Raw genomic sequence first — 12,925 nt, 5'->3', positions numbered from 1 at the left:
TTTGGGGGGTAAACCGGCAGGGATGCCGGTTTAGCCGCCCCGCGCCATGGATGGCGCGTGGCGGCGGCCCCCCAAATCACTGGCGGATTACGGGCACACCGAGCCTAGGCGAGGTGCCGAGTGGTGGGGCAAGAGCGCTTTGCTTACTTTCGCGCTTTTCGAAAGTGAGCCGCCGTCAGAGCGGAACCCTAAGTGGCCGTTACCGCAGCAATGGATATGTACACAATCCAACTGTGTTGACTGCCAGTCCGCCTTCGCGAGCAAGCCCGCTCCCACAGTTGGAGTGCGGGGTGTCAGGTAGAGAGGCGTCGACTGGCAGGCCGTCATCGCAGGCAAGCCAGCTCCCACAGTTGGATCGTGGGGTGTCAGATAGAGAGGTGTCGGCTGACAGGCTCCCACAGTTGAATCACGGGGCAGTCAGAAACTTCTTGCGATACGCCGCCGGCAGCATCCCCACCCGTTGCTGAAACAACCGCCTAAACGAATTACTGTCCTCATAACCCACCGCATACGTGATGCTGTCGAGCGTCATCCGTGTCGACTCAAGCATCTGCTTGGCACGCTCCAGACGCAGGCTCTGCAGATAACCAATCGGCGTACACCCCGTGGCTTCCTTGAAGCGCCGCTTGAAATTACGCACCCCAAAGCCAAAGCGCTGGGCAACCTCGTCGATCACCAATGACTGCGCAAAGTGCTGCTCCAACCAATGCTGCACACGCAGGATCTGCGCATCACCGTGGCTCTTGGGCAGCGACCACATCGCGTAGGCCGACTGCTCAGTGCGCCCAGCATCGATCAGCAAATACTTGCCACAGGTATGAGCCAGCTCCGGCGAACCGAAACGGCGGATCAGGTGCAGCATCAAATCCATTGCCGCCGTAGCGCCGCCGCAGGTGATCAGGCGATTGTCTTCGCAGAGGATCTGCCCCTCATCCAGGCTGACCTGGGCATACCGACGCCGGAAGAACCCGGCAAATGCCCAGTGAGTCGTCGCACGCAAGCCATGCAATAACCCGGTCTCGGCCAGCATGAAGGCCGCCGTGCACATCGAAGCCAACACAGCGCCCTGCCCATGCTGCTCACGCAACCAGGGGCCGTAGGCGGCGAACGTCGGCAGGGCTTCCTTGAGGGTAAAGAGAAACCCGGGAATCAGCACCAGATCGGTGTGCGCGATCTGCGCCAGTGAACCGTGCACCTGCAGGCATTGCCCACCCCATAGCGTCACCGGCTGGCCGTCCAGGGACGCGAGCGTCACCTCGAAGGGTGGGCTTTGCGCGAACAGATTGGCCGCACTGAGCATTTCCATGGCCAGGGTGGCACTGGCAGCGGAACACTGATCGGCCAGGAGCAAGGTGACGTGCATGTAAAAACTCCAGCTTGCACTTTTCGCATGTAATAAGTCATTTACGCATCTACCTTAGCCGATTCCGCCCCCGTACAGTGCGGCCATTGATCAACTGTCTGGCGTCTTTATGAATCTCTGGTTTCGATTACTGCACATGCTGTTGCGCCGCCCCTGGCGCAAACCGGTTCACGGCCTGGCCACCACGGTGGTGCGCATGCGCGTCTGGCCGCTGGACCTGGACCTGAACCGGCATGTCACCAATGGCCGGTATTTCACCCTGGCCGATGTGGCACGCATGGATTTTGTGCTGCGCACGGGCGCTTTTCGCGTGGCGCTGCGTCACAAGGCTATGCCGATAGTTGGCGATACCTGGGGCAAGTTCCGTCGGGAATTGAAGCTGTTCGAGGCATTCGACGTGCACACCCGCATTCTCGGCTGGGACCACAAGTGGAACCTGATGGAGCACCGCTTCGTCAGCAATGGGCGGGTGGTCGGCGTGGTGGTGATGCGCGGGCTGTTTCGCTCCGCCAAGGGCACCCTGCCCCCGGCTGAATTTATCCGCGAGCTGGGCTTGGACGACACTTCACCGCCGATGCCGCAATGGTTGTGCGACTGGGCACGCAGTTGCGATGAGATGAGTGCGCAATTGCGCGAGGAAGAGCAGGTTTAAAAACCCCGGCTAAGCCTCGCGTTTGAGCTTCAAATGCCGCGCATACCATGGCCGCTGCGGTACACGTTTGAACAGGCCCTTGAGCAGCTCTTCATCGGCACCGAAGGTAATGCGCAGGGCCAGCTTCATGATCTCCGGATCCATTTCCATCGAGCGCCCCTGCTGCAGCCCCGGCGTGGTGCTGCAGCCGTGGGTGTCCGGGCCCAGCCACGGGTCGCCTATTTCGACCCAGCGGCCTGGCGCGAACCAGGCCACGCCGTTGACTTCCAGTCGGCTCACCTCGCCTGGGTTGAAGCGCTCGTGGGCACGAAACCAGTCTTCAATGCGGTCATCGATCCAGCCGTGGAAATGCCAGAACACCGGGTTTACATGGGATGAAAACGGGTCGCCCAGAAAGTCGTTCTCCGGCGCATACCAACGTGCGGCAAAGTCTGCGGGGTCACGGGCGAAGGGTACCGGGGCGCCGTTGGACGGGTCGCGGGGCACCGAGGCCCAGCGCATATGCAGCCAATCGTGCAGGCCCAGTTCCATTTCCGAGCCCAGTTGGCCCAGGCTCAACTTGGCCAGGTAGCGCGGATCGCGGTACTGGGATTCCCACACCTGGAAGTTGCTGTGGTAGGTCTCGGCCGCCTTGATATCGCTGACCCACTGGGTGTAGTCGGCGTCATCCGGCGCCGACCAACAGGGCGGCAGCGCGAAACCGTCGTGGTTGTCGAAGTAGCGCACAAACCCCAGGCGATCGCGCTCCAACGGCGGTTGCGGCTCGGGGAATTGCGGCCAGGACGGCAAGTCCTGCATGGAGCGTGCGGTGCCGAGCATATGGCGGTGCATGAAAAAGAAGTCGATGCCCGAGCCATTGCGGTCCTTGCGCTTGCCGCGAGCGTCGCGCTCCTGGCCACGGGGCCCGGGCTGCCAGCCGATGCCGCGCAGGGCTTCGCGTTTTTCTTCGGAGAGCTTGTGCCACTGGTCGCGGGTGGCGTGCCACAGTTGGTGGAACAGCCGGTGCTCCGGAGAAATCAGCCAGGCCAGCAAGGTCGGGTTGAGGCCGATGCGCTGGCGGGCTTCGGGGAACAGTTGTTTGTGGGCGATAAAACGGTTGTCGCGTTCGGTCAGCGCCAGGGGCCGCTCAAGGTCGAGGATGTACCCGCTGAGGGTGGCGCTGCCGGCATTGCCGAAATCGGCCCAGACTTCATCCAGGGTCATCTTGAATTCATAGGCCGGCGCGCCGCCGGCTGAATCGCGGTCGATCAAGCGCCAATAAAGCACGGCGCTCTCGCCCGTCAGTAGGTCGCCCAAGACGCGGTAACGCGGCTCGCCGTCGGCGCGCAATTGCTCGGCGGTGTCCAGGTAACCGCGCAGGCCACGCCCACGGGGGGCGATGTCGAGCAGCAACTCCAGGCCTTGCAGCGGCAGGCCCGCAAGGCCGGCATCGCGGCCTTCCAGGCGCAGGCTCCAAACGCCCCGCAGGGTGTTCGCCAGGTGCTGGCCCTGGGTGTCGGCGAGGTCGACCGTGGCTTCGCCGGGGGTGATGGGAAACGCTTCTTCCCGTGTCAACTCGCGATGGGCATAAAAGGCCGCGGGCACGGCTGCACCAGTCAGCGCCAGGCCTGCGATGAACCCACGTCGAGAGATTGTCATTGGCTACCTTAGGAAACGGCTTGATCAGAGCTAGAACGTTTGCAGCCCGACGAAATTTACCGCCCTGCCCCCGCCACCTAAATTTCCCCCGCCATCGCTCGTTCCTCCCTGATAGCAAAGGCCTCAACTGACTGAGATGGCAATGACAAAATCACGTTCGAAAAAGGCGCTGTATATCGGCCTGCCGCTGGCCCTGGCTATCGGCGCCGGGGCGGGCTTGCTGGTCTGGGATCAGTGGTTCAAGGGCAACGCCGGCTACCCGCTGGAGGTGATCAAGCAGGCCAATGAAATGCAGGATCGCCTGTTGTCATTCGACAGCCACATCACCCTGCCCCTGGATTTCGGCACGGCGGGCAATGAGGCCGACAAGGATGGCAGCGGCCAGTTCGACCTGGCCAAGGCCGCCCGCGGGCGATTGTCGGGCGCCGCGCTGACGATATTCGGCTGGCCGGAAATCTGGAACGGCGCCAACGCCCCGCACAAGCCCACCGACGGTTTTGTCGAGGAGGCCCGCCACGAGCAGGAGGTGTGCTATAAGATCATCTCCGGCATGGTGCGTGACTTTCCCAACCAGGTGGGCATTGCCTACACCCCGGACGATATGCGCCGCCTGCACGGCGAAGGCAAGTTCGCGATCTTTATCAGCATGCTCAACGCCTACCCCCTGGGCAATGACCTGAACCAGCTGGACCTGTGGGCCGCACGCGGCATGCGCATGTTCGGCTTCAGCTACATCGGCAATAATGCCTGGTCCGACTCCTCGCGCCCGCTGCCGTTTTTCAATGACTCCACCGACGCCCTTGAGGGCTTGTCGCCTATCGGCCAGCAAGCGGTGCATCGCCTCAATGACCTGGGGGTGATCATCGACGTGTCGCAGATGTCGACCAAGGCCCTGGAACAGGTCGCGCAGTTGAGCCGCACGCCGATGGTGGCGTCCCACTCGGCGCCACGGGCGTCGGTGGACATCCCGCGCAACCTCAGTGACAAGGAACTGCAACTGATCAAAAACAGCGGCGGCGTGGTGCAAGTGGTGGGCTTTCCCGCCTACCTGCGGCCCTTGAGCCAGCCGACCCAAGACAAGCTCAACGTCCTGCGCGCACGCTTCGACCTGCCGCCACTGCCCAACCTGGCCATGGCCTTGATGCCCGGCGATGCAATCATTGCCGCCTGGCCCGAGCAACGTTTCGGCCAATACGCCAGCGCGCTGTACGGCATTCTCGAGGAAGAACCCAAGGCCACCCTCAAGGATCTGGGCGATGCCATCGACTACACCGTGCGCAAGATCGGCATCGATCATGTCGGCATTGCCTCGGACTTCAACGACGGCGGCGGCCTCCAGGGCTGGGAGAACGTCGGCGAGGTGCGCAACGTCACTGCCGAACTGATCCAGCGCGGCTACTCCGAAGCCGATATCGCCAAGCTGTGGGGAGGCAACTTCCTGCGGGTGTGGGACCAGGTACAAAAAGCCGCCAAGCCATTGGCCAATCGCTAACTACCATGAAGTAAGTCCATGACCGACCGCCGTACATTTCTCAAGCAGGCCGGCGTCTTTGCCGCGAGCCTGCCGCTGGGCACCGCGTTGCTGCCTCAGGCAGTGGCCGCCGTTACGAACGACCCATGGACGGGATTGAAACAGCTGTTCAACCAGGACCCGAGCTACCTGCACTTTTCCAACTTCCTGGTGGCCTCGCACCCAAGGCCCGTGCGCGAGGCCATCGAGCGCTACCGCCAGCAGATCGACCGCAACCCTGGCCTGGCCATGGACTGGGACCTGCAGGAAACCTGGAAGCGTGAGGGCCAGGTGCGCGAGTGGGCCGGCCGTTACCTGAACGCCAAACCGGCGCAGATCGCCCTCACCGGCAGCACATCCGAAGGGCTGGCGATGATCTATGGCGGGATCAAGGTGCGCGCCGACCAGGAAATCCTCACCACGGTGCATGAGCACTACGCCACCGCGTTCAGCCTGGATTTCAGGGTGCGCAAGGAGCGGACCCAGGTACGTAAAATACGCCTGTTCAACAACGCCCATCAGGTCTCGGCCGACGAGGTGCTGGGCAATATCCAGCGCAATATTCGCCCCAACACTCGCGTGCTGGGCATGACCTGGGTGCAGTCCGGCAGCGGCGTGAAATTGCCCATCGGTGAGATCGGCAAGCTGGTGGACGAACACAACCGCAACCGTGACGAGCCAGATCGCCTGCTCTATATCGTTGATGGCGTGCACGGCTTCGGCGTGGAAGACCTCGACTTCCCCGCTATGCACTGCGACTTCTTCATCGCCGGCACCCACAAGTGGATGTTCGGCCCGCGCGGCACCGGCCTGGTGTGCGCCCGCGAGACCGAAAACAAATACGTCACACCGATGATTCCGACCTTCTCCGAAGACAAGGACTTCGCCACGACCATGACGCCCGGTGGCTACCACGCCTTCGAACATCGCTGGGCCGCCGATGAAGCCTTCAAATTGCACCTGCAACTGGGCAAGGCGCCGGTGCAAGCGCGTATCCATGCCCTCAACACCGAACTCAAGGACCAACTGCTGGCCCACCCGCAGATCGAACTGGTCACGCCGCGCAGCCACGAGCTGTCAGCGGGTTTTACCTTTTTCCGAGTCAAGGATCAGGACAGCGATGCCGTCGCGGCCTACCTGATGAAAAACCGCGTGGTGGTGGACGCGGTGGACCGTGACGTTGGCCCGGTGATTCGCACCTCACCGGGCCTGCTTAACAACTCCGATGAGATCCAGCGCTTCATGACCCTGCTGAGCCAGCGGTTATGACCCCTTTTCCCTTTGAACGAGATGCCTCCATGATTTCATCCCAACTCAAACCCCTCACCGCACTGGCACTCACCGCCCTGTGCGGCGCGCTGCTGCCCGGCCTGGCCCAGGCCGCCGCCCCACAACCTGGCAAGGTGTTCAAAGACTGCAAGGACTGCCCGGAAATGGTGGTGCTGCCCGCCGGCACCTTCACCATGGGCACGCCCGAAGACGAAGTGGGCCGCGAGCCCGACGAAGGCCCGATGCATGAGGTGACCTTCGCCAAACCGTTCGCCATGAGCCGCTTCCATATCACCGCCGGCGAATGGGACAGCTACGTGCGCCAGACCGGAGTCAAGATTGCCAATGGCGACGACCGCCCCGGCCGCGAATGCATCGCCAGCAAGCCGCGTTACCCCCAGGGGCCACGTCAGCCGGCGGTGTGCATGGACATGGACGACATCAAGCAGTACGTGAGCTGGCTGTCGAAGAAGACCGGGCACACCTACCAGATGGTCAGCGAAGCCCAACGCGAATACGCCGCCCGCGCCGGCACCAGCGGCCCGTTCCCCTTCCCGTTCGATGAGGGCAAGGGCTACAGCATCGCCCAACACGCCAACACCTACGGCCCGGCGGACGGCTACAGCTATTCGTCGCCCGTGGGCAGCTACCCACCGAATGCCTTTGGCATGTATGACATGCACGGCAACGTGTATGAGCGGGTGGCTGATTGCGAGCATCCGAACTACGTCGGCGCGCCGACGGATGGCAGTGCCTGGGTTGAGCCCAACTGCGAGGCCTACCAGATTCGCGGCAATGACTGGGGCGAGGCGCCGGTGTTTTCACGCTCGGGCAATCGCAACAACATCTACCCGCAGACGCGCGGGGATTGGATCGGCTTTCGCGTAGTACGCGAGCTCTAACACCTTGTAGGAGCGAGCTTGCTCGCGAAAAACGTCAACGATTACGCGTGTTTCCTGAATAAACGCGGCGTCTGTGAGTTTTTCGCGAGCAAGCTCGCTCCTACAAGGTTCCAGCACGCATGTTCAGCCTTGTTTGGCCAACAGCTCCAAGCCTTCATGCAGCGCCGGGAACAGGCTGTTGTTGAAGTTGTTCCAGCGCAGCTCAAGGATGGTGTCCTCAGGCGAAATCTCGGTCTTGAGCACGTCGTGGAACACCTCTCCCGAATCGATGCCGTTATCCACGTAGTGGAATGACGCACCGGTCCAATACAACGGCTCGCACGCCTGCGTCGCTTTGCTCGCCCAGTCGGTGATTGCCTGCCCACGTGCGCCGTACAGCGCATTCCAAGTGGCGTACGCCCCACGGCGTTCGTACGGCGACTCGAGGCGGGTGATGCCCGGATGAATGTTCATGATGCGCCGCGCAAACGGCGCACCTGGGCGCACCAGTTCGTCGAGGATCACCAGCAAACCATCCAGCACCACGATGTCAGCCTTCAACTCCACCAAAGTGTCATGCAGGCGACGCTCGAAATCCTGCTTGCCGGCGACATGCTCGGCGCTGCCCCGTGGCAGGCGACGATAGGTTGACGGCACGCTCAGCAGCAGGTCATTGACCAACGTGCCCTGCACACGTAAATCCGCCGGATACAGCCACTGGCGACCCGGCTGGTAAGCAAAGCCATAGTCCGCCACCAACTGCTGATCACGCGGGTTTTGCTCATCGTCGTCATACACCACGCCCACCAGGTTGTAAGCCTCGCCCAGCGGCGTGTCGTTGAGCGAGCCCACCAGAAACTCCAGCACCGATTTCATATAGCGCTCGTGGTCTTTATAGGCCACCGGCTGCCCTGCCTTGTCGGCGGCGGCATTTCTCAGGGACCAGACATACACCAGGTTCTTTTTCGTCATGTGTTTCGCTCTCGCTCAAAGGGCCACGCACGGCATTGATGCACGTGCGCCTACAGAACAAGAACGAACCAGGCCCCGGGCAATTTATCGCCCACGGCCACCGCCCGGCACGCCGCGCTAAATAGTCACGCCACAGCTTCGTTTGTCATGGGTAAGGGTCTGTGTGCCCAGCCCCCTCTTTTTCACTTTCCGGGAAGTATTTATGACCGACCCCAAGCGCGGCGCCTTCAAAGGTTTGCTCGCATTGCTCAGGCCCTTTCGCACTATCGTGACGGTCTCCGTCGCCCTTGGCATGGCGGGTGGCCTGGCCATTACCTTGCTGCTGGCGACGATTAACACTGCGCTGCATTCGTCTACCGGCATGACGCACGGTGTGATTCTGACCTTCGCTGCGCTGTGTGCGCTTGCCCTGGTCAGCTCGATCGTCTCAGATATCGGCACCAACTACGTCGGCCAACGCATCATCGCCGCACTGCGCAAGGAGCTGGGAGAAAAGGTGCTGTCAGCACCTATCGAACAAATCGAACGCTACCGCACCCACAAACTGATTCCGGTGCTGACTCACGACGTCGACACCATCAGTGATTTCTCCTTTTCTTTCACCCCGCTGGCCATCGCCAGTACGGTGACTTTGGGCTGCCTGGGATACCTGGCGTACCTGTCGGTGCCGATGTTCCTGATGATGATCGTGGCGATTTTAATCGGCACGTCCGTGCAGTACGTCGCACGCTCTGCTGGGATCAAGGGTTTTGAAGCAGCTCGCGACCAGGAAGATGAGCTGCAACGCTACTACACCGCAATCGCTTCTGGCGCGAAGGAGTTGCGCATTCACAGGCCTCGCCGCTACCGGATGAATACCCATCGAATCCAGGCTACCGCTGATCGCATCAGCGATATCCAGGTTCGCTCGGTGAACATCTTCATTGTGGCCAAGACCTTCGGCTCCATGCTGTTCTTTGTGGTCATCGGCTTGGCGCTGGCGTTCCAGGCGTATAACCCAAACCCCGACCCGGCTGTGATTACCGGCTTTGTGCTGGTACTGCTGTATATGAAGGGACCGCTTGAACACGTGGTCACCGCCTTACCGATCGTCAGCCGCGCGCAGATCGCGTTCTCGCGCATCGCTGAATTGTCCGACCGCTTTTCGTCGCCCGAACCGCATTTGCTGCTCGAAGACAGCGAAGCACCAAAACCGGTGGTCCACAGCCTGGAACTGCGCGACGTAAGCTACAGCCCTCCACCCGTGGAAGGCAGCGAGCCGTTCCACCTGGGACCTGTCAACCTGAGCATCAAGCAAGGCGATATCGTGTTTATCGTCGGCGAGAACGGCTGCGGTAAAACGACGCTAATCAAGCTGCTACTGGGGCTTTATCAACCGCAGTCGGGCGAGATCCACCTTAACGGCGAGGCAGTGATCGCTCCTACCCGCGACGATTACCGCCAGTTGTTTACAACCGTGTTCGCCGACTATTACTTGTTTGATGACCTGGTTCAGGGCGGCGGGCAGCAATCGATGGACAGTGCGGCCCAATACCTGGAACGCCTGGAGATTGCGCACAAAGTGACCATCAAGGACGGCTCATTCAGCACTACCGACCTGTCCACAGGGCAACGCAAACGTCTCGCCTTGGTCAATGCCTGGCTGGAAGAGCGTCCGGTACTGGTGTTCGATGAGTGGGCTGCAGACCAGGATCCGGCTTTCCGGCGAATCTTCTACACAGAGCTGTTGCCGGATCTCAAGCGCTTGGGCAAGACCATCATCGTCATCAGCCACGACGATCGCTATTTCGATATCGCCGACCAACTGGTGCGTCTACGCGCGGGCAAAGTGGTGCCTGAAATGGAACCCGCTTGAATTTTTTTTCCGGTTTAATGAAGGAGGAACGTCCCATTAAAGTTAATGAGAACCAACCTCAATAAATACCTATAATCTGCTAACCAAAAATACAGAAGTGAACGCATCCATGTCAGTACGACTCGGTCTCAGCCCCCTGAGCAAAGCGCTGTCCATGCGACGGGCCATGAGCTTTAACTTGAAACCCTGTACGCTTGCCCTTGCGATCTCCCTGCCCATCGCCGGTTACGTACAAGCCCAAGAGATCGACGTCAACATTCCAGCCCAGCCACTGGGAGCGGCGCTGCAGGAGTTTGGCCGCCAGACCAATCTGCAGGTGCTCTACAGCCCGACGGATGTGCAAGGCAAAAGCAGCAATAGGGTAAAGGGCAAGCTGGCACCGACCCGGGCTATCGCCGCCCTGCTCCAGAACACCGGCATCAGTTATGGGCTGCAGGGCACTACCATCACCATTACGGCCAGTGCCAGTGAATCTTCCACGCTGGAATTGGGTGCAACCCAGGTTAGCGCCAACCAGTTGGGTACGGTGACTGAAGACTCAGGCTCCTATACGCCGGGCACTATCGCCACCGCTACGCGAATGGTACTGACCCCACGAGAAACACCTCAGTCGATCAGTGTTATCACACGCCAGCACATGGATGATTTTGCGCTGACCTCTATCGATGATGTGATGCGTCATACGCCAGGCGTCACTGTATCGAGGCTCGACAGCGAGCGGACCCAATACTTCGCACGTGGGTTTTCGATCGAAAACTTTCAATATGACGGCATCCCAACCCTGCGTAACGCGGCTTATTCGTCTGGCCAGACCCTGACGGACATGGCGATCTACGACCGTGTTGAAGTACTCAAGGGTGCCAATGGCTTGTTGTCCGGCGCCGGGGCCCCCGGGGCAACGCTCAACCTGATCCGTAAAAAGCCAACCAAGGACTTCAAGGCCAGCCTCGAATTGGGGGCGGGCAGCTGGGATAACTACCGTTCCCAGGTCGACGTCAGTGGGCCACTCACACAAAGCGGCAATATCCGCGGCCGTGCGGTGGCTGCTTATCAGGACAAGCACTCGTTCCTGGACCACTATGAACGCAAAACCAACGTGTATTTCGGCACGATTGAAGCCGATCTCAGTGAAGATACCCTGCTGACTGTCGGATTCGATTATCAGAACAGCGACCCATCCGGCGCAGGATGGGCAGGCAGCCGTCCGTTGTTTGACCGTAGCGGTAACCGCATCGACGTAAAGCGTTCGTTTAACAGCGCTGCCAAGTGGAGCAGTTGGGAGCAGTTCACCCAAAGCGCGTTCGCCACGCTGGAGCACCAATTTGCCAATGACTGGGTGGTCAAGGGCCAATACACCCATCAATTCAGTGGTTACGACGCACAGATGGGGTCGATCCAGACAGGCCCATTCGTAGCGACCGGCATGTCGACGCTTTATGCGAACAAATTCACCGGTGATACCCGCGCCGATTCCGGCGATATTTACGCCAGCGGCCCGTTCAGCTTGGGTGGTCGGGAACACGAACTCGTGGTGGGCGCCTCTGCGTCTAACTCCCACTGGAAGGGCAAAAACTACGCCAACCCGATTCACGCTAATGGACGAATCGTCGACTTCTGGAACTTCGACGGTGATTTCCCCAAACCCGACTGGGGCGCAGTGACCCAGAGGTTCGATGAAACCACCCGACAAACTGCCGGCTACGCGACTGCACGCTTGAACCTTACCGATGATTTTAAAGTGATCCTCGGCAGTCGCGTGGCCAATTATTGGCTGACAGGCACCAGCGACAGTACGGAAACCGGCAAACTGATTCCCTATGTCGGCGCCACTTACGACCTCAACGACAACTTTACCGCCTACGCCAACTACACCGAAATCTTCTACCCACAGACGGCGCGCGACCGGGACAACAAGGTACTGGAACCCGATGAAGGCAAGAACTACGAACTCGGTGTGAAAGGCGAGTTCTTCGACGGTGGGCTGAACACCAGCCTGGCCTATTTCGAAGTGCATGAATCCAACCGCGCGGAATCTGACACCGAATACAACGCCAACCCGACCAACCCAGCGATCAACGATGCCTCCAGAGGCATCAAAGCCAAGACCAAAGGTTTCGAAGCCGAGCTGTCCGGTGAGCTTGCACCTGGCTGGCAAGCCCAAGCGGGCTATACCCACAAGGTCATCCGGGACGAGCACGGTGATAAAGCGTCAACCCTGGAACCCCAGGACCAGATCAGCTTCTTTACCACGTACAAGCTCAGCGGCCCGCTGGACCGCTTGACCATCGGCGGCGGCGCTCGCTGGCAGGGTAAAACCTGGCAATCGGTCTACAACAACGCGAGATCTCGATCCGAAGACGTTCGCCAGGAAGCCTACTGGGTGGTCGACGCCATGGCCAAATACCAGTTCACCGACAAAGTCTCCACGACACTGAACGTCAACAACCTGTTCGACAAGCATTACCTCACCAACATTGGCTTCTTCAACACCGGCTATTACGGCGATCCGCGCAACGTCATGCTGACCACTCGCGTGGACTTCTGACTCCGGCGCTGCCGTTCGAGCAACCCAACCCCCGCTAATCGGCGTAATGCCGTTCAGTTAAGGCTTTTTGTAGGAGCGAGCTTGCTCGCGAAAAACTCACAGGCGCCGCGTTCAATCAGGAAACACGCGTTATCGTTGAGGTTCTTCGCGAGCAAGCTCGCTCCTACAAAGGGCGATATACGCTTAAGTGAACAGCATTACGCCAATCGGCGGGGGTTTTGTTTGGCCCCGCCAAACCTG

The 12,925-nt window shown here is 60.3% G+C and carries 9 protein-coding genes; 6 read left to right on the top strand and 3 right to left on the bottom strand.

Features of this window, described 5'->3' with window-relative positions; all coding sequences use genetic code 11:
• Nucleotides 1–406: 406 nt before the first annotated feature.
• Nucleotides 407–1,363: a GlxA family transcriptional regulator gene (locus tag PSH76_RS11565; RefSeq protein ID WP_098951115.1), complete on the bottom strand. Its 957-nt coding sequence runs from the start codon at nt 1,361–1,363 to the stop codon at nt 407–409.
• Between the two features lie 109 nt (nt 1,364–1,472).
• On the opposite strand from PSH76_RS11565, the gene PSH76_RS11560 reads away from it, so the two are divergent.
• Nucleotides 1,473–2,015, top strand: a complete 543-nt coding sequence (locus PSH76_RS11560) for a thioesterase family protein (RefSeq protein WP_032896798.1) — start codon at nt 1,473–1,475, stop codon at nt 2,013–2,015.
• 9 nt (nt 2,016–2,024) lie between these two features.
• Here PSH76_RS11560 and PSH76_RS11555 read toward each other — a convergent pair whose 3' ends face one another.
• Entirely contained in the window at nt 2,025–3,653 is a 1,629-nt protein-coding gene (locus PSH76_RS11555; RefSeq protein ID WP_305494108.1) for a PvdJ/PvdD/PvdP-like protein, read from the bottom strand.
• Nucleotides 3,654–3,795: 142 nt separating this feature from the next.
• Here PSH76_RS11555 and pvdM point away from each other — a divergent pair, with 142 nt between their 5' ends.
• The 3 genes from pvdM to PSH76_RS11540 are packed head-to-tail and all read left to right on the top strand — an operon-like array spanning nt 3,796 to nt 7,334.
• Entirely contained in the window at nt 3,796–5,145 is a 1,350-nt protein-coding gene (gene pvdM / locus PSH76_RS11550) for a pyoverdine-tailoring dipeptidase-like protein PvdM (RefSeq protein WP_305494107.1), read from the top strand.
• Between the two features lie 18 nt (nt 5,146–5,163).
• On the top strand, nt 5,164–6,432 hold the full coding sequence (locus tag PSH76_RS11545; RefSeq protein ID WP_305494106.1) for an aminotransferase class V-fold PLP-dependent enzyme: 1,269 nt from the start codon (nt 5,164–5,166) through the stop codon (nt 6,430–6,432).
• Between the two features lie 29 nt (nt 6,433–6,461).
• The gene (locus tag PSH76_RS11540; RefSeq protein WP_305494105.1) at nt 6,462–7,334 is read left to right on the top strand and encodes a formylglycine-generating enzyme family protein; all 873 of its coding nucleotides are present in this window, start codon (nt 6,462–6,464) and stop codon (nt 7,332–7,334) included.
• Nucleotides 7,335–7,457: 123 nt separating this feature from the next.
• Here the strand turns inward: PSH76_RS11540 and PSH76_RS11535 are convergent, their stop codons facing one another.
• The gene (locus tag PSH76_RS11535; protein ID WP_044274493.1) at nt 7,458–8,285 is read right to left on the bottom strand and encodes a N(5)-hydroxyornithine transformylase PvdF; all 828 of its coding nucleotides are present in this window, start codon (nt 8,283–8,285) and stop codon (nt 7,458–7,460) included.
• A 202-nt stretch (nt 8,286–8,487) separates the two neighbouring features.
• On the opposite strand from PSH76_RS11535, the gene PSH76_RS11530 reads away from it, so the two are divergent.
• Nucleotides 8,488–10,140, top strand: a complete 1,653-nt coding sequence (locus PSH76_RS11530) for a cyclic peptide export ABC transporter (protein WP_032896790.1) — start codon at nt 8,488–8,490, stop codon at nt 10,138–10,140.
• A gap of 154 nt (nt 10,141–10,294) precedes the next feature.
• Nucleotides 10,295–12,685 (top strand): TonB-dependent siderophore receptor, encoded by a 2,391-nt coding sequence (locus PSH76_RS11525; protein WP_305494454.1) that lies wholly within the window; start codon nt 10,295–10,297, stop codon nt 12,683–12,685.
• The last annotated feature ends 240 nt before the right edge of the window (nt 12,686–12,925 follow it).

The organism is Pseudomonas sp. FP215 (assembly GCF_030687795.1).
Taxonomy (GTDB): Bacteria; Pseudomonadota; Gammaproteobacteria; order Pseudomonadales; family Pseudomonadaceae; genus Aquipseudomonas; species Aquipseudomonas salmasensis.
Note: the sequence above shows the minus strand (reverse complement) of the source record. Positions and strands in the feature narration are given on the sequence as shown.

What these genes read in the sequence shown, in the direction of transcription:
- PSH76_RS11565 (WP_098951115.1), bottom strand. Translation starts at nt 1,363, where the DNA reads ATGCACGTCACCTTGCTCCTGGCCGATCAGTGTTCCGCTGCCAGTGCC.
- PSH76_RS11560 (WP_032896798.1), top strand. Translation starts at nt 1,473, where the DNA reads ATGAATCTCTGGTTTCGATTACTGCACATGCTGTTGCGCCGCCCCTGG.
- PSH76_RS11555 (WP_305494108.1), bottom strand. Translation starts at nt 3,653, where the DNA reads ATGACAATCTCTCGACGTGGGTTCATCGCAGGCCTGGCGCTGACTGGT.
- pvdM (WP_305494107.1), top strand. Translation starts at nt 3,796, where the DNA reads ATGACAAAATCACGTTCGAAAAAGGCGCTGTATATCGGCCTGCCGCTG.
- PSH76_RS11545 (WP_305494106.1), top strand. Translation starts at nt 5,164, where the DNA reads ATGACCGACCGCCGTACATTTCTCAAGCAGGCCGGCGTCTTTGCCGCG.
- PSH76_RS11540 (WP_305494105.1), top strand. Translation starts at nt 6,462, where the DNA reads ATGATTTCATCCCAACTCAAACCCCTCACCGCACTGGCACTCACCGCC.
- PSH76_RS11535 (WP_044274493.1), bottom strand. Translation starts at nt 8,285, where the DNA reads ATGACGAAAAAGAACCTGGTGTATGTCTGGTCCCTGAGAAATGCCGCC.
- PSH76_RS11530 (WP_032896790.1), top strand. Translation starts at nt 8,488, where the DNA reads ATGACCGACCCCAAGCGCGGCGCCTTCAAAGGTTTGCTCGCATTGCTC.
- PSH76_RS11525 (WP_305494454.1), top strand. Translation starts at nt 10,295, where the DNA reads ATGCGACGGGCCATGAGCTTTAACTTGAAACCCTGTACGCTTGCCCTT.